Genomic DNA, 25,905 nt, shown 5'->3' with positions numbered 1-25,905 from the left:
CTTCTGCGTGCTAAAATTGGGTATCATTGAATGAGGCAAAGACATGAATAAATCTGCATCATTAAGTGTTGCTAATCAGGTACGTGAACTGGCTAAAGTTCACCACGTAACGGCTGACCGTGATGGTATGAGTCGCATGGCTGTTGCAATTACTCGCCTGGCCGATGACATCGTAGAACTTGATGTCATTGAACAACTTCTGGTTAATCTGAAGAAAAAAGGCATTTTAACCAAGGCAGAAACGCTGGAGATGCAAGGCGACTATCTGCGTGAGAAAAGACAAATTAAACAGAATTTTTCTGCATGATTTTTAATCCTTTCGGCGACTATGAAACAGCGGGTTATTTACAGAATGCCTTAAATTTAAAAGATCCTGATGAAGTTAAAGCTTCTGAACATCTTTCATTCGAACTGAGTCTGGAAGATGCGCTGCTGTACCTATCAACGCTAAAACACGTAAAATATTCTTCCATACTTAAAGTTCACGAAATTCTTTTCGGTGACTTCTATCACTGGGCAGGAAAAGGCCGAAACGAGTTAGTTCCTCACCTATCGATCTTTAAAGGCGCGCGTGAAGACGAACACTTTACGGTATTTGAATATCCACATCTTATTCAGCTTGCAGTGGAGTATGCGTTAAAGCTTGCCAGTGACAGGGACAAATTTCGTCAAAAGCCAGGAGAAGTGATGGGGCAGTTGGCTTTTGCTCACCCTTTCCTCAATGGTAACGGACGTACAATTTTGCTAACTTTCATGGAATTAAGCTTCCGTGCAGGTTTTTCTGTCGACTGGTCTAAAACAAAAAAAGATGATTACCTTCGCACATTGATCAGAGAAATTCGTGAACCTGGGAAAGGACATCTGGATCGTTATCTCCAACCGTTCATTATCGAGATTCATAGCAGGGACGAATGGCCTTTAACCATCGGTAGTATTAAAGGCCTGGATGGATTGGATAAAGGGCAAATCAATTATAGCGACATTGACGATCCGCTAGTCAGGAAACATTATAAAAGCTACCAGTCACAACCTTTAGATAATAAATCTTAATGGCTGTTATTCATCCCCCAAACCAGTGCCTGTCTTGCATGGGCAATACGCGGTTGGCGCAGAGCGCTGGGTAACCAGATAAGGTGATAACGAATTTCCGTATCCCCCACCGGCGCGTCCAGCATCACCAACTCCCCTTGCGCGATTTGCGCCTGGCATAAAAATGCTGGCATCACCGACCAGCCAAATCCGCCGCAGAGTAAACTTCGCAAACCACGTAAATCCTGCCCAACTACCGCAGGTAACAGCGTCTGGTATTTAATGCGATTTTTATCCAGCCAATGATCAATCAAAGAGAGTTTTAGGTCATAAGCCAGCAAAGGTTCTTTAATCAAATCCGCAGAAAAATCTGCACTGTTGTGTAAGCGAGCCGCCACGGCCGGTGCAGCCACTGCAACCACACGGTCCTGAAAAATCACTTCAGCCTTTAAACGTGGATCGGTCACCGGATGTGCCGTCACGCCAAGATCACAGTGCCCTTCAATCACCATCTGCGCAACGAGCGGACCATCACCGCTGTGCATATGCACGCGAATGCCGCTTTCAAGCAGAGGCAGCAATTCAGCCGATAATTTCTCCGCCATAAAATCAGCATGTCCAATGATCTGCAACGTTCCACTCACATCCATCGATCGGGCACGCGCCGATGATAAAGCAGACTCTGCGGTATCCAGAGAGTTGCCTATATCAGCGGCCAAATCGTCGGCAGCGGCCGTCGGCATTACGCCATGGGCCTGACGTTCAAACAGCGGTCGACCCACTGCGACTTCCAGGCCGCTAATGTGTTGCGAAACCGCAGGCTGCGTCAGATTCAGTGCGCGCGCCGCACCGGAAATTGAGCGCTGGCGATACACTTCCATAAACGTTCGTAAGCGAACAAGTGACATAGTGCCCCATAAATTATTTTATACCCCTGCCAAAATAGCCTTGTTAGCCGTCAAACACCAGCGCGAGTAAGCTGCCCACAACTTGAAACGCACGGGAAAAAATCATGTCACTTCAGCAAGAATTACTGCATTTGCTGCACACAATGAAACAGGCTCATCTGCAGAACGAACCTGCTAGCGCCGAACTTCGCCGTGATCGCTTATTACGCAGCATGGCATTAATTCGCGAGAATCATGCTGCGTTTACTGCGGCTATCAGCGCCGATTTTGGTCATCGCAGTGCCTATCAAACCCAGGCGGCCGACCTGATGACCACCATCAACATGTTGCAGCACTCCGCCGAGCATCTGGAGCAGTGGATGCAGCCGGAGATCGCCGAAGTCCCGGTTGCGGGTATGCAGGCGCGTATCGAACCGCAACCTTTAGGTGTCGTTGGCATTATCAGCCCGTGGAATTTCCCGATTAACCTGGCATTTGGCCCATTGGCCGGTGTGTTTGCTGCGGGCAACACTGCGATGCTAAAACCCTCTGAGCTGACACCCCACACCTCGGCATTACTGGCGGAGTTAGTGCCGCGTTACTTTGCCGCCGATGAACTCAGCGTGGTTTTGGGTGACGCCAGCGTGGGACAAGCGTTTAGCGCTCTGCCATTCGACCATCTGGTCTTCACCGGCAGCACCGCCGTCGGTAAGCATGTGATGCGTGCAGCGGCAGAGAATCTGGTGCCTGTTACGCTGGAACTGGGTGGAAAGTCGCCGGTGGTGATCGACGCAGATGCGGATGTGGCAATGGCGGCAGCCCGAACCCTGACCATAAAAACCTTTAACGCCGGTCAAATTTGTATCTCACCGGATTACCTATTACTTCCGTATGCCGCTGAAGCGGAATTTATCACCGCGTCACAGCAGTTCATGCATCAGACGTACCCAACGCTACAAAGCAACGTGGATTACACCGCCATAATCAGTGCTCGTCATTATCAGCGATTGATCGGTCTGATCGAAGATGCCCGAGCTAAAGGTGCCCGGATCGTTAGCCTGGCCCCTGCGGGTGAGCCGGACTTTGATGCGCAAAGCCGCAAAATCGCGCCGCATTTGATCCTCAATGTCTCCGAAGAGATGGCAGTCATGCAGGAAGAGATTTTTGGCCCGCTGCTGCCAGTCAAAAGCTACAGCGGAGAGGTAGAGGAAGCGATTCGCTATATCAATGCGCATCCACGTCCACTGGCCGCTTACTATTTTGGCCATGATAAACAGCGTCAAAAGCTGATGGCTCAGCACACCACTTCTGGCGCACTGGTGATAAATGATGTCATGACCCATGCTTCTCTCGACAGCCTGCCATTTGGTGGCGTGGGCGCATCCGGTATCGGCGCGTATCACGGGATTCACGGATTCCGTCGTTTCAGTCACGCCAAGCCGATTGTGATCCAGGATGAGGCGGGCACCACAAATTTACGGCTGCGTGCGCCCTATCAGGACAAAAGCGCAGCATTGACTGCATTACTGAATAACCAACATTAATCGAGGACAGACAATGAAAATTTTGATGGTTCTGACATCACATGACGCGTTGGGCAACACCGGCAAAAAAACCGGGTTCTGGCTGGAAGAGTTCGCCGCACCCTACTTCGTGTTTAAAGATGCGGGTTCCGAAGTGGTGTTGGCTTCTCCGGCGGGTGGACAACCGCCGCTGGATCCAAAAAGTGATTTACCTGAATTTCAGACTGCTATGACCGAACGTTTCAAATCTGATGCGGCGGCACAGCAGGCGCTGGCCAATACCGTGAAGCTGGCAAGCATTGATCAGCAGAATTTCGATACGGACTTTTATCCTGGCGGCCACGGTCCACTGTGGGATCTGGCGGAGTCAGCAGACTCCATCCAGTTGATCGAATCTTTCGATCGTGCGGGTAAGCCGATGGGTTTTGTCTGCCATGCACCTGGCGCATTGCGCCATGTGAAAGCTGCGAGCGGCGCCCCGTTAATTCAGGGTAAGCAGGTCACCGGCTTTACCAATAGCGAAGAAGCAGCCGTTGAGCTGACCGACGTGGTGCCTTTCCTGATTGAGGATGAGTTCATCAAACTGGGCGCGCATTATCAAAAAGGCACGGACTGGGCACCGTTTGTCGTACAAGACGGTCAGTTGATCACCGGGCAAAATCCGGCCAGCTCAGAAGATGTGGCGAAAGCGCTGCTGCTGCAACTGGCAGCACAACAGCCTTAATCGCGTTAAAGCGCATCACTGCTCTGGCGGTGATGCGCCCTCGTCTTATTAACCCTCCCATTAATGAATTTTGCTCATAGGTGCTAGTAGACTGGCGCACCTAATCAATCCCTTCCGCCTTTGTTAAGCTACCCCGCAATCCCTTTTCCATCACTGTATTCAAGCCCTGGCACCGCACAGGTCCTATCCTCATAAAAAAACACTATGGATATCAAAACTGCAACGCATCCTCCGGATATGAAAACCGGCATCGCTTTTATTATTATTCTCAGCGCGTTGATGGCATTTACCTCGCTCTCAACCGACATTTATCTTCCGGCCATGCCCGCAATGTCAGCCGCGTTAAACGGCGATTCGGAGCTGACGGTCACCGGATTCCTGATTGGCTTTGCCATTGCGCAGTTAATCTGGGGCCCGATTAGCGATCAACTCGGCCGCAAAACACCGCTATATATCGGGATGATTATCTTTGCTGTCGGCTCAGCGGGATGCGCACTCTCCAGCGACATGCCTCAGATTGTCTTCTGGCGTGTCATTCAGGCCGCTGGCGCCTGCACCGGCCCGATGCTGGCGCGTGCCATGATCCGCGACCTTTTCAGCCGCACGCGTGCTGCGCAGATGCTATCGACGCTGATCATTGTTATGGCGATTGCCCCTATCGCGGGGCCATTAATGGGTGGGCAAATCATTCGTTACTCGCAATGGCCGGTGATTTTCTGGTTTCTGGCGGTAGTCGGCGCATTGATGTTCATATCACTGCTCTGGCTTCCTGAAACACTGCCGGCAGAAAAAAGGGTAACGGCGTCACCTCGGCAAATAATGGGTAATTATCGCACCCTGCTGCAAAATAAAAACTTTATGCGTTTTACCTTATGCGTGACTTTTTATTACGTTGCTGCTTACGCCTTTATTGTCGGTTCGCCTGCGGTGTATATCAGCTATTTCGGCATCACGGTAGTGGGATTGTTTCCTCACTGCTGCTGGCAGGGCTTAACAACGGTACGCCCTGGATTATGGTGAGCATTATGACGGTATTCACCCTGTTCAGTTTTCTTAGCACGCTTGGCGGAGGAAAAGCCCAGCCAAAAATGGCAGAAATTTAATGCTGAAGTGAAATGTTAAATATGACATTAAACATTTGGTGCGGTGAGCCCAGCATGCAATTGCTAAATCTAAAATAGTCGGTAACGTCGTGGCTTCATCTGCTAATAAAAATAAGCGAGCTTAATTAATGAGCAACATCCAGTCTTCATTCCTTTCTTACACCGTGGACAACGAGACATTTGAGGGTTTTTAGTTTACCAGGCTGATAATAACACTGCTCAACCGGGCATTGTTATTGCGCCCAATTGGATGGGGGCCACCACTGATGCTGCTGAACAAGCCAAAGCCATTGCCGCCCACGGCTATGTGGTGCTGGTAGCTGACCTGTACGGTCAGGGTCAACGCCCCACTAACGGCGAAGAAGCGGGTGCGATGATGATGGCAGTGAAAGACACCCCCGCCGAAGTGGCGCGCATGCAGGCAGCCCTCAGCGCATTGCGCACCCAAACCACCGCCCCCGTCAACGCCGATAAGGTTGCGGCTATCGGTTTCTGCTTCGGCGGCCATTGTGCGCTTGAACTGGCACGTAGCGGCGCGGACATCAAAGCGGCCGCCTCTTTCCACGGCACGCTGGATACCCAGGGCGCTTATGACAGTCATACTATCCAGGCTTCACTGCTGGTACTGGACGGCGCGGCCGATCCTCTTGTGCCGCGCGAGCAGCTAGCCGCCTTCGCCAATGAGATGAACAGCAAAGGCGTTGACTGGCAGCTGGTGAGCTTTGCCGGTGCGGTGCACTCCTTCACCGATCCAAAAGCCGATAATGCTGGCGTATCGCAGTATCATCCGGAAGTGACGCAGCGTGCCTTCAAACGCCTGTATCAATTGCTGGATGAAGTGTTTTAATGACGCGGCGGGAGGATGACTAGCCTCCCGCTATTTCCCCGTCTTTCAGCGCACGCGTAAAATCCCGCCATCAATGGCCGCTACACTGGTTTTGCCACAAAACGCCATCGACAGATCAAACTCGTTACGGATGATGCTTAGCGCTGTGGTCACCCCTTCTTCACCTAGCGCCCCCAATCCATACATCATACTACGCCCGATGTAGGTGCCTTTGGCGCCTAACGCTATGGCTTTTAATACATCCTGCCCGGAACGAATGCCGCCATCAAAATGCACTTCTATTCGATCGCCGACCGCCTCCACAATTTCCGGCAGCAGTGTAATTGACGAAGACACGCCGTCCAGCTGACGCCCACCGTGGTTGGAAACAATCAACGCATCGGCACCCGCTTCGATCGCCAGTTGCGCGTCAGTGGCATCCATTATGCCCTTCACAATCAACTTGCCGCCCCAGTGCCGTTTAATCCATTCGATATCTTTCCAGGAGAGCCGCGGATCATACTGTTGTGCCGTCCACTCCACCATCGAGTCAATGTTATCCACACCGCTTACATGCCCGATAATATTGCCAAAATTACGATGCTTCGTATTCAGCATCTGCCAGCACCAGCGCGGTTTACTGGCAATATTGAGCACATTGCGCAGCGTCATTTTTGGCGGCGTGGAGAGGCCATTCTTGATGTCTTTATGACGCTGACCGAAGACCTGTAAGTCCATGGTCACCACCAACGCGCTGCAGTTAGCCGCTTTAGCGCGATCGATCAGATTTGCCACAAACTGCCGGTCACGCAATACATAGAGCTGGAACCAAAATGGATGCCCCTGTGTGGCCTGAGATACAGCTTCCAGCGAACAGATGCTCATGGAAGAGAGCGTAAAGGGAATACCAAATTTTTTGGCTGCGCGTGCCGCATGAATTTCACCATCGGGATGGATCATGCCGGTCAGTCCGGTGGGGGCAATCGCCACCGGCATCGCGACATCGTGCCCCATCATTCGGCTTGCCGTGCTGCGTTCGGCAATATCTACCGCGACACGCTGACGAAATTCGATGCGGCGTAAATCAGCTTCGTTGGCGCGATAGCTATATTCCGTCCAGGAACCTGCATCGACATAGTCGTAAAACATCTTTGGCACGCGTTTACGCGCCAGTTGCCGTAATTCTTCAATACAGGTAATGGTCACTTTTCCACCTGATAAAAAAGCGGCTAAACAAAAGAACATTTAGCCGCCTGCGATCACGCAAATACACACACAGATAACTTACGATTTCTCGTAGTCGGTATAGGCATTCTGTAGCACAATATGATCGGCAATATATTTTGCATCGTGCCACACGCCATAAATAAAGGAGGAGGCGCGATTCACCAGATTCGGTAAACCAAGGAAATAAATACCCCGCTCCGCTGAAATACCACGCTTATGGAAAGGCACGCCTTTCTCATCAAATGCATCCACCTGCAACCAGCTAAAATCAAATTTAAAACCTGTCGCCCAGATAATAGAGGTGATACCGGCCTCGGCCAGGTTTAATTTCGTTAAAGGATTAATCAGGCAGTCTGGATCGGATAATAATGCCCAGGCCTGTGGCTCCAGCGGCAGATCCAGACCATTACGCTCGATATAAGCATCGGCATCACGTAGTACGTCGAAATAAGCTTTATCACCTTCTGCAATATTCTCAGCCAGGCCATCAGCAAAGCTCAACACGCCGTTATCCCATTGCTGAGTAATACCCACCAGGGTAATGCCCATATGAGCCAGACGACGAAAATCAACCGTTTTACCGCCTTCATAGCCGCTCACGGCAAAGGCAACGTGCTGTTTTTTCGGCTTGATTTTCACTTCATCCCACAAGCCTAAAGCACCCAGCCACCAGCAGTAATCTCGGTCACGATAAGAGCGTGGTGGACGATAATGTTCGCCGACCGACAGATAGACTTTGCGGCCCGTTTTACCCAGCTCTTCCGCGATTTGTGAGCCTGACGCGCCCGCGCCCACCACCAGCACGCCGCCTTCTGGCAACTGCTGCGGGTTCTTATAGGAAGAGGAATGAATTTGATGCAGGTTGGCACTGTCCGGCACGATTTGCGGGAATGAAGGCTTCTGGAACGGCCCTGTTGCCGCCACCACATTATCTGCTTCAAATTCTCCAATAGAGGTCAGCACTTTGAAGCCGCTACGTCCCGGCAGACGTTCAACCTGATGCACTTCAACGCCAGTGCGCACCGGCGCATTGAGCATTTTGGCATAATCTTCGAAATATTGAGCCATGCGCTCTTTAGGAGGAAAAGCTTCCTGAGAAATATTATCGAATTTCATTGAAGGAAAACGATCGTGCCAGGCGGGGCCATTGGCGACCAGTGAATCCCAACGCTCTGAACGCCAGCGCTCTGCAATGCGGTTACGCTCAAATACAATATGCGGGACACCCATCAATGAAAGATGTTCACTCATTGCAATGCCCGCCTGACCTGCACCGACAATTACGGTATTAATTTTTTCTACTGACATGTGGAATCCCTAAATAGATTTTAACGCGATGGGTTATTCATCATCGTAATCATTGTTCGTGTTAACGCTAAGCAAGCTTTTTTAATTCAGCGCTTCGGTAAAACCAAAGCGCACAGATTCATGATTGGTGGCGGGCTTCAACGTTTAATATCTTGCCAAGGCCCAAAAACTTATTCGCAATAATCAGCATGGCTGCCGTTACCGCAATATAAATCACTGACAGCGCGGCCAGCGTTGGGTCGGCAAATTCACGCACATAGTTGTACATGGCGACCGGCAAGGTCTGTGTTGCCTGGGTGGTAATAAACAGCGACGCGGTAAATTCATTAAAAGAAAGAATCGCAGCAAACATCCAGCCACCAAACAGGCCCGGTAAAATCAACGGCACCGTAATGGTCCACACGACCCGCAGTGGCGAAGCACCCAGACTGGCTGCCGCCATTTCAATACGCTGTTCGAGGTTCTTGAGCGAAACGTAGACGCTGCGCAATACAAATGGCAGCACCAGCACAATATGGCAGAAAATCACCAGCGGATAGCCGCGCCCGAGGCCCAGCTGTGAGACCAGCATCAGCAGTCCTAAACCGATAGTGAAATGCGGGATAAACAGTGGCGACAGTAAAATGCCTTCCAGCACGCGCTTACACGGAAAGGAATAGCGCTCAATGGCAATCGCCAGCGTTGCACCAATGATCACTGCCAGCGAAGATGCCCACGCGGTGACGATCAGTCCGGAATAAAAGCCGTGACGAAAATCATCGTAATTCACCGCACGCTCGAACCAGCGCAGCGACCAGCCTTTGGGCGGGAAAAACAGGACCGCAGTGCTGCTGAACGAAGAGATAAACACCACAACGGTGGGCAGCATGACAAAAATGAGGATGGCGGCCACCAGCAAACGTCCGGCCAGCGTCACCAGTTTATCGTTCATCGAACGGGTCATATTAATGTTCTCCCATAGCGTGCAGGAAGCGGGTCAGGCGTTTCAATGCCATCAGCAGCAGGATGGTCAGAATCAAGCCGGCAATACTCAGCGCGGCGGCAAACGGGAAGTTCATTGACGAGAAACCAAGCTGATACACCATGGTTGCCACGGTGCTTACGCGTCCGCCACCAATCAACTGCGGCGTGGCGAAAGCACTAAAGGTCCAGGCAAATGCCGTGGTCAGACTGGCCACGATACCTGGGATCGATAGTGGAATCGTCACCGTCAATAAGGTACGAACGGGTCCGGCACCGAGACTGGTTGCCGCTTTTTCATAGTCAGGGTTGATATGCGACAGCGCCGTGGCCAGCATCAGCACCATGATCGGCATGGTGACGTGCACCAGTGCTACCACCACGCCGCTCTGGGTGAACATAAACTGAATCGGTTTTGAGATGATGCCGAGTGCCAGCAGCAGGCTGTTCAGGAAGCCACTGTTTCCCAACACGATAATCCACGAGTAGGTACGCACCACTTCACCGAGAAACAGCGGCGTAATCGCGATAATCAGAATCGTCGATTTGATCCAGGTGGTGCGCGTGCGCACCAGCGCATAGGCCAATGGGTAACTCATCAGCAGGCCAAAGATGGCAGTTTTGGCACTTAACATCACCGTGTTAATAAAAGCATCGGCGTAAATGCTTTTCAGCAGTCCGTTAAAGTTAGCCAGGGTAAATCCGCCCACGTCGAGCGAACCGGGAATATAAGCCCGCACGCTAAACTGCATCACCGCGAACATGGCCACAACCAGTCCGAGTGCTGTCAGTGTGGCGGGAATAATGAACCAGGGTAAGAATGTCGGTTTTCTCGTCATAGACGTTGCTGCCTGAATAAAGTGTTGCTTGTGGGCGGCCTGGTGGCCGCCCGTGATGAACCAATCAGTGAGACATGATGTTTTCAGAGAACCACTGGCGCCATTCGGCTGTTTTCTCGGCACGCAGTTGTGGATCGGTGTTGATGGTGGCATTCCACTGAGCTGGCGTGGTCAACATGCCAGGCAATTTCGCCAGTTCAGGATCGATATGCGCGTTGGTCACCGTTGGGCTGCCACGATAGATCTTCGCCACCTGCTCCTGAATTTCCGGTTTCAGCGCGATATTCATAAACTTGTAGGCCAGATCGGCGTGTTTGGTCCCTTTGTTGATGCCCACGGTGTCCACACCCAAAATGGCACCCTCTTTCGGTATCGCCAGTTTGATGTTCACCCCTTCGGCCATCATGCTGTAGGCATTCATCGACAGCATCACCTGCACTGGTGTTTCACCGGTGGAGATCAACTGCTGGCTGTTGGCGTCATCGGTATAGAAGGATTTGATGTTCGGAATCAGCGCTTTCATCTTCGCTTCGCCCTGCTGCCAGTGTGCGGCATCAGCCCCGGAGAGTTTGGCGGAAACGGCAATGATATGGCTTGGGTCCCAATCTGGCAGGGCCAGCGTGCCCTTCAGCTCTGGTTTCCACAGGTCATTCCAGCTGGTGAAGGTTTCACCTTTCGGTACCAGATCCGGGCGATAGCCGATGGTATAGACATAGCCCCACACGCCGAGGTGATACGGGCTGACCTTCGCCTGCTCAACCAGATTCACCGCGTTAGGAATTTTGCTCATATCGAGCTTTTCAAACAGGCCGCTGTTGGCATACAGATAGCCGACGTGCGCGGTGGTAAAGGTCACATCCGTCTCCGGTGTGCCACCCGCCAGCTTGGCTTTGTTCAAACGATCAATGGTGCCGCCGGTGACAAACTGCACCTCGACGCCGGTTTCTTTGGTGAACTCTTTGGCGATGGTTTCATCAATCAGGTCTTTAAAGCTGCCGCCCCAGGTGCTGACAATCAGCTTGTCGGCGGCCATTGCATTACCTGCAGTTAATACACTCGTCGTCAGCAACGTTAAGGCAAAAATCTTACGCAACATATTCTCGTCCCCAATGAATGAAATGGCTGTAACAGCAATGTGAAACGCGATGCACCAAAACAGTGCTATCGGACTCTTCTGGTGTTGCTGGGATAATGCCGTCGCGAGGTGATTCGGTAAAACAGCCTTTTCCTCGCCCTTGCATCAGAATTTCTGAGGCTAAAAAGGACGCTGCTTTACAACGGATTTTCTTAACCAGTGATGAGGCAGAAGCGAATGGGCGTGACAGAGCGGTCAGGCGATTATGCTGTTAGCTGGCCTCTGGCATGATTAATGCAGGGTCATCGGGACTATTAGAATGACTGGCGCGACATGATCGCGTCGGCGATCCCAGGAGAATCTGCATGCTCAGTCGCATCACCCAGCGTCAGCTGGAATACTTTGTCGCGTCCGGTGAGGCCGGAAGCATTATTGGTGCCTCGGAACGTATTCACGTTTCATCACCGTCGATTTCCGCAGCTATTACACATATTGAATCTGAGCTGGGGGTGCAGCTGTTTGTGCGTCACCATGCGCAGGGCGTCTCCCTGACGGCTATTGGTCATCAAGTGTTAAAAGAGGCCAAGCTGATTCTGGATCAGATGAACAATCTCTATACCATCGCCTCTGAGTCACTCAACAACGTGCGTGGTCCTCTGCGTGTGGGCTGTCTGGATACGCTGGCACCGATGCTGACGCCGGAACTGGTGTTTGGCTTTGGTCGCGCATTTCCTGGCGTGCGTATCACCCTCGTCGAAGGCAACCACGAGCAATTGCTGAAGCAATTACGCTCGGCAGATATCGACATCGGCCTCACTTATGATTTAGTGCCGGCCAATGACGTGGCGTTTAAATCCCTGGCGCAGTTGCCGCCGTATGTGATGGTGGGCGAACATCATCCATTGGCGACACAATCGGCGGTAACCATTCAGGACCTGGCAACGATGCCGATGGTGTTGCTGGATATGCCATGGAGCCGCGAATATTTCCTCGGCCTGTTCAGTGAAGCGGGTGTGGCGCCAAATGTGGTGATGCGCTCGAGCAATATGGAAGTGGTACGCGCCATGGTGGCCAACGGCGTCGGATTTGGCATTGCCAACGTGCGCCCGAAAGCGCACCTGTCACAGGATGGCAAACGACTGATCCGGGTGCGCCTTGCGGGGGTGAATAAGCCGATGCAACTCGGCTATGCCACCATGGCTAACACCCAGCAATCCATGGTGGTGAACGCCTTTGCCGAACGTTGCCAGATGTTCATCTCCGATCAATACATTCCGGGCATGGCAGCCCCGAGCTATTTCGACCCGCAAGTGGTGCGCGTGGCCTGAACCCGCTTAGTATCCGCGTTCCGGGAACACCTGATTGGATACCGCTTCCCCGCGCGCGGCGCGCTGAATATTTTCAGCAACCTGTAACGCTGCGCTGGCGGGAATGGCGACCGAGGCCAGATGGGGGGTGATTAACACATTCTCCATACGCCACAGCGGATCTTCCGGCGGCAACGGTTCGCGGTCAAACACATCCAGCGTAGCTTCGGCAATATCTCCCAATTGTAGCGCGCAGGTCAGCGCAGCCTGATCTACAATCGCGCCGCGTGACACATTGATAAAGGCCGCCCCCTTTGGCAGTTGCGCCAGCCGTTGTTGGCTGAGCAAACCGGTGGTACTCGGCGTTAATGGCAACATCACGACCAAAATGTCGCTCTGACTGAGGAAATCATCCAGCGATGCCAGCCCGCTGCTGCATTCAATACCGGCAATGTTTTTTTGTGAGCGTGACCAGCCACGCACAGCAAACCCCTGCCGTGCTAATTCCTGCGCGGCAAAAGCCCCCAACTCTCCCAAACCCATCACGCCAACCCGTACGCTTGATGGCACCCGAGGATGAAGATAGTGCCAGCGCCGCTCGCGTTGCGCCCGTTCAAATGCAGGGATGTCGCGCGCATAGCGCAGCACCGCGAACAGCACATAGCCAGCCATCATCCTGGCCATATCAGGATCGGACAGGCGGATAATCGGGATATCCGGCAGGTCATCGCGTCCTACCAGCGAATCAACACCCGCACCGAGATTCACCAACAGCTTAAGATTGCGGTACGGGGCAAAAAAACCGTGCGGCGGTTTCCACGCCAGCGCGAAGTGCACGTCATTGGCGTCCAGAACCTCCTCTGCTCGGCAAATTGTGACACCGGGCAGATGTGGTGCCAGCAGTGCTGACCACTCGGAGTAACTGTCAAACTCGCTGTAAAACACCAGGGTTGTCATGCCACATCCGCCTTGATGAGGGTGACCACCGCATCAATGGCCAGTTCGTAGCCCAACACGCCGAGTCCAGCTATCACACCGGTTGCCGCTTTGGATACCATGGAGTGATGGCGGAACGGCTCACGCTTCCAGATATTGCTCATGTGCGCTTCGATGATCGGGCCATCAAACATCAGCAATGCATCAAGAATTGGCACTGAGCTGTAGGTCAAACCGGCGGCATTGATAATCAGCCCGGCGGCGTTTTGTCGCGCTTCCTGAATCCAGTCGACCAGGACGCCCTCATGGTTACTTTGACGAAAGTGCAATACCACGCCATGTGATGCTGCGCGGCGCTGGCAACGTTCGCCGATGCTGACAAAACTCTCGCTTCCGTAGGTGCCGTTTTTATCCAGGCCGTACAAATTGGCATTGGGTCCATTCAGAAAATAGATTTGCTGTGACATGAAAACTCCTGATTAAACGTGCGGACGCGTTGCGGCCATTGCCGGATGAGCATCAAAACGGGCGAACCATGCGGCAGTCAGCGGATAGCTATCACGCCAGTTAAGCGTTGCGAAACGAAAATCGAGATAGCCCAGTGCACAGCCAATTGCAATCAAACCAATATCATCAGGCTGCGGGCTGAATTGCGAAACCTGTCGTTCGATTTCTGCCAGAGCGGCGGTGACTTTTTTTAACTGCGCGTCGGCCCAGTTTTGCCACTGTTTCTCTTCCGGACGCGCGCTAAATTCGTAGCGGGCCAATAAAGCGGCATCGATTAAGCCATCGCCTAATGCCTGTCGTGTCAGGCTTTGCCAGCGTGCATCCCCGGTTGCGGGGAACAGCGTGCCTTGTGACAGCGTGTTCAGATATTCACAAATGACGCGGCTGTCATACAGACAAAGTCCATGATGGGTTCGCAATGCGGGCACTTTCGCCAGAGGATTAAATGCCGCGATCCGTTCATCCCGTTCGACAGGATGTGCCGCCGAATCCAGCCACACGATCGCGTCGGCTAACCCCAACACCTGTGCACAGACCATGACTTTACGCACATACGCCGAGGTGCTGGCGTAAAAGAGCTGCATCATGGCGCCACCTTTAACAGCACTTTGCCGATGTTGGCGTTGGCTTCAAGAATGCGATGGGCGTCGGCGGCCTGTGCCAGCGGTAATGTCGTATGAATGATCGGGGAAATTTTTCCGCTCGCCATCAGTGGCAACAGGTGTTTGCTGATGTTTTGCGCCAGCCGTGCTTTCTCTACGGCGCTTTTGGGACGCAACGTGGATGACGTCAGGCTTAACCCTTTGCGCATCACCAGCTGTAAGTCGAGCTCAACTTTCGCCCCCTGCATAAACGACAAACTCACGTGGCGTCCGCCTGGTGCCAGAGCGCTGAGGTTACGCACCACGTAATCGCCGCCTACATTATCCAGCACCACATCCACACCGCGGCCCTGGGTTTCATCCTCAATAACGAAAACAAAGTCTTCGTGATGTCGGTCAATGGCTCGACAAACACCGAGTTGCTGCAGCGCGGCGATTTTATCGGCACCGCCCGCGGTGGCGAATACCTTTGCTCCGCACGCCTGAGCGCATTGAATCGCAAAGGTCCCGACGCCGCTGGCAGCACCATGGATCAATACGGTTTCACCCGGTTGCAGACGGCCCAGCTCAAACAGGTTATGCCAGACGGTAAATGCGGCTTCCGGCACGCCAGCGGCATGATCCAGCGGCAAGGTATGCGGGACGATCAGGCAGAGTTCGGCACGCGCGACACAATAGTCGGCGTATCCGCCACCGTTGAGTAACGCCATCACGGCGCTCCCGATTCTCGGGTATTCGACACCCGCGCCGAGTGCGACCACGGTGCCTGAGACTTCCAGCCCGAGAATATCGGTGGTGCCTGGCGGTAGCGGCATACCGTTACGCTGCATAATATCCGGGCGATTAACGCCGGCACAGCTGACGCGAATCAACACTTCTCCAGCCGCCGGTTGCGGCACAGGACGGCTGACTGATGCCAGTACTTCAGGACTGCCGGGCTGGCGTGCTATTACGGCGTTCATCATTTCAGGTAACATCGATTATCCTTGCTTCGCCGCGCTAAACGCACAAACACCTTCATCATCAACGCTCACGCCCACCACACTGCCTACCGGCCAGCGCGTCAGGGATTCGAGTCCCGATTGGCGCGCAAATAATGCCGCGCTGCCCAGTGCTGGCGCATCAAGATGTACATCCACATGATCACCCTGGAAAACATGGGTAATCACCGTGGCACTGAACAGGGAGTGGGGGCTCAACGGTGCCAGTTGCAGGTTTTCTGGGCGCATGTAGACATCAAGACGTTCGCCCACATGGGCATTTACTCGCTCTGACGGAAGACGCAGTTTATTGCCACCTAGCTCTATAACGGCGGTGCTGTCGCGGCCAGCGTAGTGGCCTGGCAAGATATTCACATCGCCGACAAATCCCGCGACAAAAGGATCCTGCGGACGGCGATAGATGTCATCCGGGGTACCAATCTGGCGAACGTGTCCAGCAGACATCACCACTACCCGGTCACTCATGCTCAGCGCTTCGCCCTGATCGTGGGTGACAAATACCGTGGTGACGCCGAGTTTGCGCTGAATAGCTTTTAACTCGACCTGCATCGATAAACGCAGATTTTTATCGAGTGCGGAAAACGGCTCATCCAGCAGCAGCACTTTCGGGCGAATCACCAGAGCGCGCGCCAGGGCAACACGCTGCTGCTGCCCACCAGAAAGTTCACGCGGCTTACGCTGACCGTAGCCCGCCAGTTTAACCAGCGCTAATGCCTGTTCTACACGCTCAGCGATTTCCGCCTTGGGTACACCGCGCATACGCAAACCATAACCAACATTCTTCTCCACGGTCATATGCGGGAACAGTGCGTAGTTCTGGAAGACGATACCGATTTCACGCTGGTAAGGAGGGATCTCGGTGACCAGATCGCCATCAATAAAGATCTCGCCGCCATCTGCTTCGGCAAAGCCTGCCATCAGGTTTAGCAGTGTGGTTTTGCCACAGCCTGATGGGCCGAGCAGCGTAATAAACTCACCCTCTTCGATGGTTAACGAAATTTTGTGTAGCGCTATGGCATCGCCAAAGCGTTTAAGTACGCCATCCAGTTGCACGGCAACGTTGGCTTTATTGGCTACAGGATGCAGCACGTCGGGCTGCGGGAACGGGGTGACTTCTGCACTGACCATGGACTCTCCAGAAACGGGCTATCTTTGCTTACCACCAGCATACGGTGAATGCGTGCATCATGCGGTTAGTGCTTCCTGAAGCTGGTGTTTGGAAAAGTTAAAGCAGGCAAATTGGCTGGGCGCGGCCTGATAACCGCGCCCTTCAGCCTGGTGTGTGATTGATGAAAACAAGAACGAGATAACTGAAGGGTGCGGCTCAATAAGCCTGCGCAATGAGTGACAGTGTCACTTTATAGACACATCCACTCCGCTAACCGCCGCAACATGGCATCGCAGGCGGTCAGCTGTTCCAGGCTGATAAACTCATCGGGTTTGTGCCCTTGCGCCATACTGCCAGGACCGCAGATCACACATGGGATACCAGCCTGATGGAACAAGCCGCCCTCGGTGCCAAAGGCCACCGTGCTAAAGCTGTCGGTACCGGTTAGGTGCGCAATCAAACGCGCTGCGGGACTCTCCGCGTCAGTATATAAACCGGGATAGCCACTGATAGATGTGAAACGAATCGACGTGTCGCGATTGACGGCCTGCATCCGGGGCAACAGGTCGCGCTGTGCGTAACGCTCCAGTTCGTCGGCTACCTGTTGCGCATCATCTTTGGGTAAGGTGCGAACTTCAAAATCAAAACTACATTCTGCAGGCACAATATTCAGCGCCCGCCCGCCCTGAATCACGCCGGTTTGCACGGTGGTATAAGGCGGATCAAAACGCGCATCCTGATTTTCCGCAGCAGCCAGTCGCTCACCCATCTCGGTTAGTCGATGAATCAATTTCGCTGCGTACTCGATAGCATTCACGCCTTGTGGCGCATAAGCAGAGTGGCACGCCGCGCCCTGCACTTCACATCGCATGCCCAGTTTGCCTTTGTGGCCTAAAACCGGTTGCAGCTCGGTGGGTTCGCCGATGAGGCAAATGTCCGGCTTTTCCGGGCGCTGCGCTAACGCATCCAGCAAGGTTCTGACGCCGAGGCAACCCACTTCTTCGTCATAAGAGATCGCCAGATGCAGCGGCTGAGTGAGAGGTTGTGCCAGAAAATGCGGTACGGCCGACAGCATACAGGCGATAAATCCCTTCATATCCGCGGTGCCGCGCCCGTAGAGTTTGCCGTCATGCTCGGTCAGCGCAAAAGGCGGAACGCTCCACGCTTGCCCATCTACAGGCACCACATCGCTGTGCCCTGAGAGCATCACGCCGCCCTTGCCTGCGGGACCGAGCCTCGCATACAGATTGGCTTTGCTGCGCTCAGCGTTATGAATCAGTTCGCAGTTCACACCCAGATCGGTCAGATAGCGCCAGACAAAATCGATCAGCGCCAGATTGGACTCACGGCTGGTGGTATCAAAGGCCACCAACTGAGCCAGTAACGTACGGCTGGTCACCATAGAAGCTCCTTGCATCACTCGTCGCCGGGTACGCCATAGCTGGGGGCTTTGGTGGGATCCAATGCGCGGATCACGTAATCCTGCATCTGAGGCTGATAGGCCTGCCACAGGGTGTTGAGCTCCTCAATGGGATCGGCCTCGGTCCAGTCAACGCGCAGATCAACAATAGGCCAGGCTGGTTCAGCTATTATCGACAGCGCAGCCGAATGTACTGGCCCGGCCTCACCTCCCGCCTTCATACCTGCCTGCATGGCACAGATCAGGCGATCGGCGAGGTGCCCCTCGCTCCGCTCAAAGGCGTTTACCATCGCGACGATTACCTCGGGATTGGCGAGTAAATTTCCTGCCGCCACGCAATCCACACCACTCAACGCATGGTTCACTCCCAAGGTTTTTTCTCCGCTGAAGCAGGCACTTTGCCCATCAGCCGCCAGCACGGTGACCTGGCGATATTGATGATATTCGTCAGACGCCAGCCCGGCGGCTAAGGCGGCCTGAGCAGATTTTCCCTGCTGCAACTGGTCAAGAATGCGCGGGCCCAGCGCCGGTAAGGTGATGTTCTGTGTGGAAACGGCGCCCACCTGGGTGCGTAACCAAGGGCAGCGCGCGCCGACGGCAATACTGGATGAGCTAATGGCGATACCCATCTGACCGGTCTCGGCACAGCGTCCTACAATTGATAACGTCATGATCAGGCTCCTGCTTGTGGCTGCCAGTCGTCCGGGATAACCGCGATTACATCAATTTCCATCAGCCACTGCGGCTGACCCAGCCCTGAAATCACCAGTCCGGTTGAGATCGGATACACACCCTTCAGCCATTTACCCACGACCTGATAAACCGGCTCACGATAACGCGGGTCAATAATATAGGTGGTGGTTTTGACGATGTGTGACAGGTCGCTGCCCGCCTCTTCCAGCAGCTGCTTGACGTTTTTCATCGCCTGATCGGCCTGTGCAGCCGGATCGCCAAGCCCAATCAGATTGCCCTCGAAGTCAGTGCCAATCTGACCGCGTACGTAAACGGTATTCCCGGCACGCACAGCCTGGCAAAGATCGTTGTCGAGGTTTTGGTTAGGGTACGTTTCTTTGGTGTTGAATTTGCGGATGCGTGTATGTGTGCTCATGTCTGCCTGCGGAGATGAATGGATGTCCCGCAAGGTATACCGCGCGACGCGCAGCAGACAAAACAGCATTAACCGAGGTGTTGGTTTTGAAAATCCTAATCCAGTGAATCAATGGCTATCTGCCATGAATGGCAGATAGTTTTCGTTAGCTTTGCCACTTATTCATCAACAATGACACCAGCTCACCCGCAGGCATTTCCCGCGCCAGTGCTGCAGCCTGCCCAGCCCACTGCGCGCCAAAGCCGTGGTGCTGTTTCGCCGCAGCCGCTGCGGCCAGCGCTTTGCCCAGCGAATAGGTCAACGGATAATCCGGTACATCACTGGTGGCGAAGTCACGACTAAAATCGCAGAAATCATTGCGTAAACAGCGCGCCTGACGTCCAGAAATCGCAGCGGTAAGTTCGGTGCCGGTTGCACTGGCCTGTTTCATTGCCGCGCGATAAGCCGCGTTTGCCGCCGATTCCGGGCATAACACAAAGGCGGTACCCAACTGCACACCGGTTGCGCCCAGTTGCAACATGGCAGCGATACCTGAACCCTCCATGATGCCACCCGCGGCAATCACCGGATGCGCAGTTTGCTGACGGATCGCCTGCACCAGGGTGAAGGTCGACATTTGATGGTCGAAAGCCTGAGGATCAAAATGCCCGCGATGCCCGCCTGCTTCAATCCCCTGCGCCACGATGAAATCAATGCCGCTGCGCGCGATGGTCAATGCTTCTGCCACACTGGTCGCGGTGGCCAGCAACACGATCCCACGCTCCTTGAGTCGTTGAATCACTGCCGCAGAAGGGATGCCAAAATGAAAGCTCACTGCTGCCGGCGCCGCCTGCTCAATCACGTTGAGCATCGCGTCATTATTCAGGAAGGTTTGATAGATCTCCGAGAGAGTCGAAGGTAACTCGGCTTCATAACGCGCAAACAACGGCGAAAAGCGATTAATCCACGCCTGCTCGCGTTCAACGTCGCGTACCGCTGGCGCATGGCAAAAGAGGTTGACGTTGATGGGGCCTCGGGTGAGCGCCTGCGTTTGCGCGATCATCACAGCTGCCTGTTCCGGAGTGGAGGCCCCCACACCGATAGAACCTAGCGCACCGGCATTGGTGACGGCGGCGGCCATTTCAGGGGTGGAGACGCCCGCCATCGGTGCCTGAATAAGCGGGTATTGCAGCTGAAGCGCCTGACACAGGGCGTTCGTCATGTTTCTATTCCTTTGATTTTGCAGTTGGGCAAACCTAAACTCCCCTTCTGTGGCAGAGAATCGGCATGACTCACCACTTCAACTTTTTGGCTGATGATTGGCATTTCATCACGCCAGCCTGAATCAATGCAAAAACACCGGTACATAAACCGACCAATGGCGTGCCAAACTGCGCGGCAAGGCGAATATCATCCAGCGCGCGATGATCGGTTTTGTCCTTGTCATCCTGGACCCCGCCAATTACCACGATGTAGTCAAAATTTTCCGGATTCTTGAGGGCTTCACAGGGAGAGATCACCGCGCCACAGCTTGAAGTCGCTTCACTGCCAGAGCTGGACATGAACGTCCAGCTACAGCGCAGCTGACGGCTGCGATCGCCTTCATCGGCGGCGAGACGCAGGCAATCCACAAAAGCCGCAAACGGTAGCAGCGTAAAGCGGTTCAGCAGGACGAAACCGACCGACAGCGGCGTTGCCTGTTCATTGGGTTTGTTACGGGAAGTCATGGCAAGATCCTCGTTCCATCATTGCGATGCCGCCGCAAATGCACCCGGCGTAATGCCAAAATGGGCGCGGAATTTCTTGATGAAGTGGCTCTGGTCGAAGAAGCCCACTTCACTGGCGGTGTGCGCGGCATCGAAGCCTTGTGACAGCAGTCGTTTTGCCCGCATCAGGCGAATCTGCGTGAGGTATTGATGTACCGACAAGCCAGTCAGCTTCTGGAAGGTGCGCATAAAATGGTATTCGCTTAGCCCGGCGACGGCGGCGATTTCACTGACCGCCAGCGGCTGATGGTAATCGCTGTGCAGAAAATCGATCGCCTGCCGAATATCGGCGCGTAACGCATGCCGCTCACCGCCTTTTAACGTGCGTTCGCCGTGTTGGCGGATTAACGCGCTCAGTACCTGAAACAGCGCACACTCTTTTTCCACTGCGTCCGGACTTTCTTGCATTACGGCGGAAGCCTGCAACATCTGCTGCGCCAGCAACGGATCATACCGCATCCCTTCCGCACCAAAATTGAGTTCACCTTTGCCGCCGATTTGTGACTCCGCGATCTCATTAACCAGTGTGGCGGAAGGATAAAACGCGCAGTAATCCCAGCCTTCCTCACGCTGGACCGCTTCACCGGTGTGCACTTCTCCCGGCAGAATCACCATCACCGTGCCAGCGGCGGCAATCCCCTGTTGACGGCAAATACGGGTACGTTGTGCCCCTCGGGCAAACGCCGCGATCACGAATTCGTCGTGGAAGTGTGGCGGATAACTGTGCTCGTAGCAGCGTGCACGCAGGATTTCCATACCGCCGTGCATACCACGGTCACGCCACAATTTGATGTCATCACGTTTTTCCTGCATCACAAATCCTTCGCTGATGTACTCCGGGAGCAGGATTTTACTATAGCCTTGCGCATCGTGGCTTAAAATTGGTGCATCTGTTGAGAAGGTTTTGGAAAATTGTCATGTCGTTGAATAGTCACACCCTGCCGAAACACAGCGATCCACTGAGTTTTCGCGCGGGTTTTATCGCCTGTTTACCTACCGTGCCCGGTTACCTGAGCATCGGTTTTGCTGCGGGTGCCATTGGCACGCTGGCCGGTTTCTCCGTATTGCAAACCGCGCTGCTGGCGACGCTGCTCTACACCGGTTCGGCGCAGTTCTTATTTTATTCGCTATGGGCAGCAGGCGCGGAAATGACCTCGGTGGTGCTGAGTGTGATGCTGGTTAATCTGCGCTACTTGCTGATGAGTTCAGCGATTAGCGTGTTCTTCCGTGGCCAAAGTGGCTGGCAGAAAGTCGTCAGCGGCCTGCTGCTCACCGATGAGACCTTCGGCGTCGCGGTACAGCACGGCAGCCAGCACGGCAAAATCGCCTTTGCCTGGATGTTTGGTCTTAACCTGCCCGCCTGGCTGAACTGGATTATTGCCTGTGTGATTGGCGCTTATGCCGCATCTGCCGTCCCTGAATCGCTGATGGCCGGATTGAGTTTTAGTCTGGTATCGATGTTTATCGGGCTGATTCTAATGACGTGGTTTGCCAGCCGCCGCAAATGGCTGGAGACGCTGGCGATTGTGGTTGCGGTGCTGGTGACCTATTTTTCTGCGGGACATCTGGATCTCAGCGTAGTGGTGATCATCGCCGCCTCAATGGCCGCCAGTCTGGCCACGCTGCTGTTACGCATGAAATACAAGGAGGGGAAATAACATGGAGCGTAATGTCCTGATGACCATTGTGGTTGCCGCGCTGATCACAGCGGTGATGCGCGTTGGCCCGATTCTGCTGCTTTCCCGCTTCCGACTCGCCCCGCTGGCGCAACAGTGGCTGAGCTTTATCCCGGCGGGCATTATGGCGGCCATTGTCACGGCCGAGTTGATCGAAAAGCCGGCGTTAACCGCTTCAGGTTTGAGTTTATCGTTACTGGCAGCGCTGATTGCGGCGATCACCGGCATCGTGACGCGCGGTTTGTTTGCCACCGTGCTGGCTGGCATGGTGGCGTATACTGCGCTGCGTTATGGGTTTGGTTTGTAACGTGTAGCATCGGGTGCGGGATTAACACCGCACCCATTTTATTACCCCACCTCTGGTGCCGGTGTCCGCTTGCCCTTCAACATATTTCTCAACGCCGGTTCAAGATATTTGGTGATAAACCAGGCCAGATAATACAGCCCGGTGGCGACCACTATTGGCATGAGCAATATGATCATCTCACTTTTAATGTGCACGTTGAGTTTTATCAGCATGGCAATCATGAGGTTTTCGTGTATCAGATAAAACGCGTAACTGGCAAAACCTATCGCGGTGAAGAATCGAAGTGATAACAGACGCTCAAGCTGTTTAGAATAAAAACTGGCAATGAAGAACAACATCACTATCAGCAGCGGGATCACCGTCAGCACCCCGGCATTCTTGACGTAATAGCTGAAATTAATCAGCATGGCAAAAGCCACAATCGCATAATGAAGCACTTTGTCACGGCCATGCATTCTTTCATACACCAGGCATCCGATCATAAACCACGCGTAGTGAATAAAACCAAACTTAGCAATAACATCAATGAAAATGGGATGACCTAAAGATTTTAATACCGAGGAGGCGGACAGCAGTAACATGGGCACCAGCAAGCCCGGCAAGCAATATTTCCGTCCCAGTGTAAAATAGATGGCACCAATAATCAGATAGAATACCGCTTCAACGTACAGCGACCAAAATGAACCCGCCATCGATTTAAATTCAATACCGGTTATTTGTGTCAACGTTTCAGGATTAGTGAAGATCAGCCCAGGTAGCAGATTCCTGACATAGGGTGTCATAGCTGTCCATTCCGGGAAAAACCCACCCACAGCATAGAGTAACAAACTGGCAATCAGCATTGCCGGAAACAGTCGCAGCCAGCGTTTTTTCAGGAAGCTGATATAGCTATCAGACTTATCCAGCGTCATAAATATGACAAAGCCGGAAATCATGAAGAATAACTCTACGCCAAGCCAGCCAAATGAAAAAACTGGAATATGTTGTGTGAGGTTTACATAGGGCAAGAGTTCTGGCCAACGTGCATACGCGTGGTAACCAATCACCATTAAGATGGCAAGACCGCGCATTCCGTCAAGATGCTTGATGCGTGCGTGCATAATTCCCTCAGGAAAGATGTCCGGATGTGTAAATTCAACTTAGCACTGACAATTATTTACTCACAATAAGACTTATTCTGATTAAATTATACACCGAATGCATTTAACTAATAGAATATACAATTAAACCTCACTTTAATTTGGACTTTCCAATTCAAAATAGAATGCGATTGAATGCACTAAATACAACCGCCCCCTTTTTAACGCCTCTGATTTTGGATGGTTAATATACCAATGATTAGCAAAGGCATTGAGGCTTGATAAAGGATTTCAAGTAGTGGCGTTAATGATTGCGACACCAACTTGGGTCATTCAAGCAACGTTTTCACTGGCATAAGGCCCAGGCCCGACGGATTCTCGCATCATCACTTCACCCGAGAAGCGCTGGCGATTGCGCATTTCGCCCCCGTCGAGCATCGATATCAGCCTTGCAAGTGTTTCCTGAATCATCTCCGTCACCGGCATTTTCACGCTAGAGAGCGATGGAACGGTGAAGGGGGCCAGCGGAATATCATCAAATCCCAGCACGGAGACCTGAGCAGGAACCGTAATGTTGTGCGATGCCAACGTTTTTAACGCTCCTACCGCCATATCATCATTACTGGCCACCAGTGCGCTAAACGGAATGCCCTGTTTTAACAACGTTTCTACCGCCGCTACGCCGTTTTGCGCCTGCCACTTCCCTTCAATAATCAACGCTTGCTGAACCGGAATCTGGTGTTTTGCCAGCGCCGATTGGTAGCCCGCCAGGCGCTCACGGCCGGTGGGCGAATCGAGCGAGCCGGTAATAAAGGCAATGTCACGATGCCCCAGTTTGATTAACGCTTCAACGGCGTCGGCGCTGGTGCGTTGTTGATCGGCGTAAATACAGTAGCTGTCGTGTTGCCGCAGACGACGGTTGATCACCAGAATCGGATGCGAGTGCTGATCGATGATAGCGTCCATTTCTTCAATGGTGAGAAAGCGCGGATAGATGATGACGCCGTCACAGCGCAAATCGAGCAAAAATTGAATCGCAGCACGCTCCTCTTCCGCACTGTGTTTGCCATCCACCAATAGCAGTTGTCGCCCCTGCTGCTCCATCAGTCGGGCGGAATGCTGCATGAGCTCAGTAAAATAGCTGCCGGAATAGAGGGTATTGGTGATCACCAAACCAATGGTCTGGCTCGACTTGGTTGCCAGATTTCGCGCCAGTAAATTGGGGCGAAAGCCGGTTGCCGCGATGGCCTTAAATACCAATTCCCGCTTCTCTTCGCTGACATAACCGTTGCCGGACAGCACACGTGACACCGTGGCTTTCGATACGCCTGCGACCTTTGCCACCTCAACTATGGTTGCCATTTTTCACTCTGATTTACGCTCGTATCGCTGAAGTTTACCTAAGTCGCGAATTATGCGGAGAATTTTTTCACCGTAATGTTTGCCCGCTCCTCACCTCGTTATCGATCACTATCACACTTTTAAACATCAAATTTTAAACTCCTTGCCTGGTAATGATTTCATATTCATGATTTTGTGAAACCGGTTTCTCATGACTCGCAATAGATATGCGGGCAAACGTACCCCTACTCGAAAAAATCAGAGACC

At 53.1% G+C, this 25,905-nt stretch carries 27 protein-coding genes and 1 pseudogene; 9 read left to right on the top strand and 19 right to left on the bottom strand.

Annotated elements, in window-relative coordinates:
• Positions 1 to 43: 43 nt before the first annotated feature.
• Positions 44 to 307: a hypothetical protein gene (locus CRO33_RS18490; RefSeq protein WP_058961386.1), complete on the top strand. Its 264-nt coding sequence runs from the start codon at positions 44 to 46 to the stop codon at positions 305 to 307.
• The gene (locus CRO33_RS18485; RefSeq protein ID WP_097119154.1) at positions 304 to 1,050 is read left to right on the top strand and encodes a Fic/DOC family protein; all 747 of its coding nucleotides are present in this window, start codon (positions 304 to 306) and stop codon (positions 1,048 to 1,050) included. The genes CRO33_RS18490 and CRO33_RS18485 overlap by 4 nt, the downstream gene beginning before the upstream one ends.
• Here CRO33_RS18485 and CRO33_RS18480 read toward each other — a convergent pair.
• A complete protein-coding gene (locus CRO33_RS18480; RefSeq protein ID WP_097119153.1) occupies positions 1,047 to 1,937 on the bottom strand; it encodes a LysR family transcriptional regulator in 891 nt (296 codons plus the stop codon). The genes CRO33_RS18485 and CRO33_RS18480 overlap by 4 nt on opposite strands.
• A gap of 104 nt (positions 1,938 to 2,041) precedes the next feature.
• Here CRO33_RS18480 and CRO33_RS18475 point away from each other — a divergent pair, with 104 nt between their 5' ends.
• The 4 genes and pseudogenes from CRO33_RS18475 to CRO33_RS18460 all read left to right on the top strand — a co-directional run bounded on the left by CRO33_RS18475 (position 2,042) and on the right by CRO33_RS18460 (position 6,113).
• On the top strand, positions 2,042 to 3,460 hold the full coding sequence (locus CRO33_RS18475) for a coniferyl aldehyde dehydrogenase (protein ID WP_097119152.1): 1,419 nt from the start codon (positions 2,042 to 2,044) through the stop codon (positions 3,458 to 3,460).
• A gap of 13 nt (positions 3,461 to 3,473) precedes the next feature.
• On the top strand, positions 3,474 to 4,163 hold the full coding sequence (locus tag CRO33_RS18470; protein WP_097119151.1) for a type 1 glutamine amidotransferase domain-containing protein: 690 nt from the start codon (positions 3,474 to 3,476) through the stop codon (positions 4,161 to 4,163).
• A gap of 204 nt (positions 4,164 to 4,367) precedes the next feature.
• Positions 4,368 to 5,114, top strand: a pseudogene (locus CRO33_RS18465) (MFS transporter); the annotation flags it as partial.
• A gap of 402 nt (positions 5,115 to 5,516) precedes the next feature.
• On the top strand, positions 5,517 to 6,113 hold the full coding sequence (locus CRO33_RS18460; protein WP_255253296.1) for a dienelactone hydrolase family protein: 597 nt from the start codon (positions 5,517 to 5,519) through the stop codon (positions 6,111 to 6,113).
• 45 nt (positions 6,114 to 6,158) lie between these two features.
• Here CRO33_RS18460 and CRO33_RS18455 read toward each other — a convergent pair whose 3' ends face one another.
• The 5 genes from CRO33_RS18455 to CRO33_RS18435 form a co-directional block, all read right to left on the bottom strand.
• Positions 6,159 to 7,298 (bottom strand): alpha-hydroxy acid oxidase, encoded by a 1,140-nt coding sequence (locus CRO33_RS18455; RefSeq protein ID WP_255253295.1) that lies wholly within the window; start codon positions 7,296 to 7,298, stop codon positions 6,159 to 6,161.
• A gap of 78 nt (positions 7,299 to 7,376) precedes the next feature.
• A complete protein-coding gene (locus tag CRO33_RS18450; RefSeq protein ID WP_097119148.1) occupies positions 7,377 to 8,627 on the bottom strand; it encodes a flavin-containing monooxygenase in 1,251 nt (416 codons plus the stop codon).
• A gap of 118 nt (positions 8,628 to 8,745) precedes the next feature.
• Positions 8,746 to 9,570, bottom strand: coding sequence for an ABC transporter permease (locus CRO33_RS18445; protein WP_097119147.1), 825 nt, complete (start codon positions 9,568 to 9,570; stop codon positions 8,746 to 8,748).
• Position 9,571: 1 nt separating this feature from the next.
• Entirely contained in the window at positions 9,572 to 10,426 is an 855-nt protein-coding gene (locus CRO33_RS18440) for an ABC transporter permease (protein WP_097119146.1), read from the bottom strand.
• Between the two features lie 64 nt (positions 10,427 to 10,490).
• A complete protein-coding gene (locus CRO33_RS18435; RefSeq protein WP_058961376.1) occupies positions 10,491 to 11,522 on the bottom strand; it encodes an ABC transporter substrate-binding protein in 1,032 nt (343 codons plus the stop codon).
• A gap of 344 nt (positions 11,523 to 11,866) precedes the next feature.
• Between CRO33_RS18435 and CRO33_RS18430 the strand changes: the two genes are divergently transcribed.
• Complete coding sequence (locus CRO33_RS18430) at positions 11,867 to 12,829, top strand: LysR family transcriptional regulator (protein ID WP_097119145.1); 963 nt, start codon at positions 11,867 to 11,869, stop codon at positions 12,827 to 12,829.
• Positions 12,830 to 12,835: 6 nt separating this feature from the next.
• Here the strand turns inward: CRO33_RS18430 and CRO33_RS18425 are convergent, their stop codons facing one another.
• The 11 genes from CRO33_RS18425 to CRO33_RS18375 form a co-directional block, all read right to left on the bottom strand.
• The gene (locus tag CRO33_RS18425; RefSeq protein WP_097119144.1) at positions 12,836 to 13,765 is read right to left on the bottom strand and encodes a 2-hydroxyacid dehydrogenase; all 930 of its coding nucleotides are present in this window, start codon (positions 13,763 to 13,765) and stop codon (positions 12,836 to 12,838) included.
• Complete coding sequence (locus tag CRO33_RS18420; protein ID WP_045815582.1) at positions 13,762 to 14,211, bottom strand: type II 3-dehydroquinate dehydratase; 450 nt, start codon at positions 14,209 to 14,211, stop codon at positions 13,762 to 13,764. The genes CRO33_RS18425 and CRO33_RS18420 overlap by 4 nt, the downstream gene beginning before the upstream one ends.
• 12 nt (positions 14,212 to 14,223) lie before the next feature.
• On the bottom strand, positions 14,224 to 14,838 hold the full coding sequence (locus tag CRO33_RS18415; protein ID WP_097119143.1) for a glutathione S-transferase: 615 nt from the start codon (positions 14,836 to 14,838) through the stop codon (positions 14,224 to 14,226).
• Positions 14,835 to 15,830, bottom strand: a complete 996-nt coding sequence (locus CRO33_RS18410) for an NAD(P)H-quinone oxidoreductase (protein WP_097119142.1) — start codon at positions 15,828 to 15,830, stop codon at positions 14,835 to 14,837. The genes CRO33_RS18415 and CRO33_RS18410 overlap by 4 nt, the downstream gene beginning before the upstream one ends.
• A 3-nt stretch (positions 15,831 to 15,833) precedes the next feature.
• Positions 15,834 to 16,982 carry an ABC transporter ATP-binding protein gene (locus CRO33_RS18405; RefSeq protein WP_097119141.1) on the bottom strand — a complete coding sequence of 383 codons (1,149 nt, stop codon included), beginning with the start codon at positions 16,980 to 16,982 and terminating at the stop codon, positions 15,834 to 15,836.
• A 230-nt stretch (positions 16,983 to 17,212) separates the two neighbouring features.
• Complete coding sequence (argE, locus tag CRO33_RS18400; RefSeq protein WP_097119140.1) at positions 17,213 to 18,364, bottom strand: acetylornithine deacetylase; 1,152 nt, start codon at positions 18,362 to 18,364, stop codon at positions 17,213 to 17,215.
• 14 nt (positions 18,365 to 18,378) lie between these two features.
• Positions 18,379 to 19,053 carry a DUF1028 domain-containing protein gene (locus CRO33_RS18395; protein ID WP_097119139.1) on the bottom strand — a complete coding sequence of 225 codons (675 nt, stop codon included), beginning with the start codon at positions 19,051 to 19,053 and terminating at the stop codon, positions 18,379 to 18,381.
• 2 nt (positions 19,054 to 19,055) lie between these two features.
• A complete protein-coding gene (locus tag CRO33_RS18390; RefSeq protein ID WP_045815588.1) occupies positions 19,056 to 19,490 on the bottom strand; it encodes a RidA family protein in 435 nt (144 codons plus the stop codon).
• A 145-nt stretch (positions 19,491 to 19,635) separates the two neighbouring features.
• Positions 19,636 to 20,691 (bottom strand): NAD(P)H-dependent flavin oxidoreductase, encoded by a 1,056-nt coding sequence (locus CRO33_RS18385; protein ID WP_097119138.1) that lies wholly within the window; start codon positions 20,689 to 20,691, stop codon positions 19,636 to 19,638.
• A gap of 70 nt (positions 20,692 to 20,761) precedes the next feature.
• On the bottom strand, positions 20,762 to 21,196 hold the full coding sequence (locus CRO33_RS18380) for a DJ-1/PfpI family protein (RefSeq protein WP_097119137.1): 435 nt from the start codon (positions 21,194 to 21,196) through the stop codon (positions 20,762 to 20,764).
• A gap of 18 nt (positions 21,197 to 21,214) precedes the next feature.
• A complete protein-coding gene (locus CRO33_RS18375) occupies positions 21,215 to 22,048 on the bottom strand; it encodes a helix-turn-helix transcriptional regulator (RefSeq protein WP_034824023.1) in 834 nt (277 codons plus the stop codon).
• 104 nt (positions 22,049 to 22,152) lie between these two features.
• Here CRO33_RS18375 and CRO33_RS18370 point away from each other — a divergent pair, with 104 nt between their 5' ends.
• Complete coding sequence (locus tag CRO33_RS18370; protein ID WP_097119136.1) at positions 22,153 to 22,893, top strand: AzlC family ABC transporter permease; 741 nt, start codon at positions 22,153 to 22,155, stop codon at positions 22,891 to 22,893.
• Position 22,894: 1 nt separating this feature from the next.
• Positions 22,895 to 23,218: an AzlD domain-containing protein gene (locus CRO33_RS18365; RefSeq protein WP_034824025.1), complete on the top strand. Its 324-nt coding sequence runs from the start codon at positions 22,895 to 22,897 to the stop codon at positions 23,216 to 23,218.
• A 41-nt stretch (positions 23,219 to 23,259) separates the two neighbouring features.
• Here the strand turns inward: CRO33_RS18365 and CRO33_RS18360 are convergent, their stop codons facing one another.
• Both CRO33_RS18360 and CRO33_RS18355 read right to left on the bottom strand, forming a co-directional pair.
• On the bottom strand, positions 23,260 to 24,318 hold the full coding sequence (locus tag CRO33_RS18360) for an acyltransferase family protein (protein ID WP_097119135.1): 1,059 nt from the start codon (positions 24,316 to 24,318) through the stop codon (positions 23,260 to 23,262).
• A gap of 312 nt (positions 24,319 to 24,630) precedes the next feature.
• Complete coding sequence (locus tag CRO33_RS18355; protein ID WP_097119134.1) at positions 24,631 to 25,659, bottom strand: LacI family DNA-binding transcriptional regulator; 1,029 nt, start codon at positions 25,657 to 25,659, stop codon at positions 24,631 to 24,633.
• Between the last annotated feature and the right edge of the window lie 246 nt (positions 25,660 to 25,905).

Source organism: Pantoea sp. GL120224-02 (genome assembly GCF_900215395.1).
Taxonomy (GTDB): domain Bacteria; phylum Pseudomonadota; class Gammaproteobacteria; order Enterobacterales; family Enterobacteriaceae; genus Pantoea; species Pantoea communis.
The sequence above is the reverse complement of the archived record's forward strand: the minus strand, read 5'-3'. Positions and strand labels throughout refer to the sequence as shown.

Bases quoted from the DNA above. Each gene is read 5' to 3' on its own strand.
- CRO33_RS18370 (WP_097119136.1), top strand. From the start codon at position 22,153: ATGTCGTTGAATAGTCACACCCTGCCGAAACACAGCGATCCACTGAGT.
- CRO33_RS18390 (WP_045815588.1), bottom strand. From the start codon at position 19,490: ATGAGCACACATACACGCATCCGCAAATTCAACACCAAAGAAACGTAC.
- CRO33_RS18380 (WP_097119137.1), bottom strand. From the start codon at position 21,196: ATGACTTCCCGTAACAAACCCAATGAACAGGCAACGCCGCTGTCGGTC.
- CRO33_RS18475 (WP_097119152.1), top strand. From the start codon at position 2,042: ATGTCACTTCAGCAAGAATTACTGCATTTGCTGCACACAATGAAACAG.
- CRO33_RS18445 (WP_097119147.1), bottom strand. From the start codon at position 9,570: ATGACCCGTTCGATGAACGATAAACTGGTGACGCTGGCCGGACGTTTG.
- CRO33_RS18425 (WP_097119144.1), bottom strand. From the start codon at position 13,765: ATGACAACCCTGGTGTTTTACAGCGAGTTTGACAGTTACTCCGAGTGG.
- CRO33_RS18480 (WP_097119153.1), bottom strand. From the start codon at position 1,937: ATGTCACTTGTTCGCTTACGAACGTTTATGGAAGTGTATCGCCAGCGC.
- CRO33_RS18395 (WP_097119139.1), bottom strand. From the start codon at position 19,053: ATGACGTTATCAATTGTAGGACGCTGTGCCGAGACCGGTCAGATGGGT.
- CRO33_RS18420 (WP_045815582.1), bottom strand. From the start codon at position 14,211: ATGTCACAGCAAATCTATTTTCTGAATGGACCCAATGCCAATTTGTAC.
- CRO33_RS18415 (WP_097119143.1), bottom strand. From the start codon at position 14,838: ATGATGCAGCTCTTTTACGCCAGCACCTCGGCGTATGTGCGTAAAGTC.
- CRO33_RS18470 (WP_097119151.1), top strand. From the start codon at position 3,474: ATGAAAATTTTGATGGTTCTGACATCACATGACGCGTTGGGCAACACC.
- CRO33_RS18450 (WP_097119148.1), bottom strand. From the start codon at position 8,627: ATGTCAGTAGAAAAAATTAATACCGTAATTGTCGGTGCAGGTCAGGCG.
- CRO33_RS18355 (WP_097119134.1), bottom strand. From the start codon at position 25,659: ATGGCAACCATAGTTGAGGTGGCAAAGGTCGCAGGCGTATCGAAAGCC.
- CRO33_RS18360 (WP_097119135.1), bottom strand. From the start codon at position 24,318: ATGCACGCACGCATCAAGCATCTTGACGGAATGCGCGGTCTTGCCATC.
- CRO33_RS18460 (WP_255253296.1), top strand. From the start codon at position 5,517: ATGGGGGCCACCACTGATGCTGCTGAACAAGCCAAAGCCATTGCCGCC.
- CRO33_RS18485 (WP_097119154.1), top strand. From the start codon at position 304: ATGATTTTTAATCCTTTCGGCGACTATGAAACAGCGGGTTATTTACAG.
- CRO33_RS18430 (WP_097119145.1), top strand. From the start codon at position 11,867: ATGCTCAGTCGCATCACCCAGCGTCAGCTGGAATACTTTGTCGCGTCC.
- CRO33_RS18405 (WP_097119141.1), bottom strand. From the start codon at position 16,982: ATGGTCAGTGCAGAAGTCACCCCGTTCCCGCAGCCCGACGTGCTGCAT.
- CRO33_RS18385 (WP_097119138.1), bottom strand. From the start codon at position 20,691: ATGACGAACGCCCTGTGTCAGGCGCTTCAGCTGCAATACCCGCTTATT.
- CRO33_RS18375 (WP_034824023.1), bottom strand. From the start codon at position 22,048: ATGCAGGAAAAACGTGATGACATCAAATTGTGGCGTGACCGTGGTATG.
- CRO33_RS18365 (WP_034824025.1), top strand. From the start codon at position 22,895: ATGGAGCGTAATGTCCTGATGACCATTGTGGTTGCCGCGCTGATCACA.
- argE (WP_097119140.1), bottom strand. From the start codon at position 18,364: ATGGTGACCAGCCGTACGTTACTGGCTCAGTTGGTGGCCTTTGATACC.
- CRO33_RS18440 (WP_097119146.1), bottom strand. From the start codon at position 10,426: ATGACGAGAAAACCGACATTCTTACCCTGGTTCATTATTCCCGCCACA.
- CRO33_RS18490 (WP_058961386.1), top strand. From the start codon at position 44: ATGAATAAATCTGCATCATTAAGTGTTGCTAATCAGGTACGTGAACTG.
- CRO33_RS18435 (WP_058961376.1), bottom strand. From the start codon at position 11,522: ATGTTGCGTAAGATTTTTGCCTTAACGTTGCTGACGACGAGTGTATTA.
- CRO33_RS18410 (WP_097119142.1), bottom strand. From the start codon at position 15,830: ATGTTACCTGAAATGATGAACGCCGTAATAGCACGCCAGCCCGGCAGT.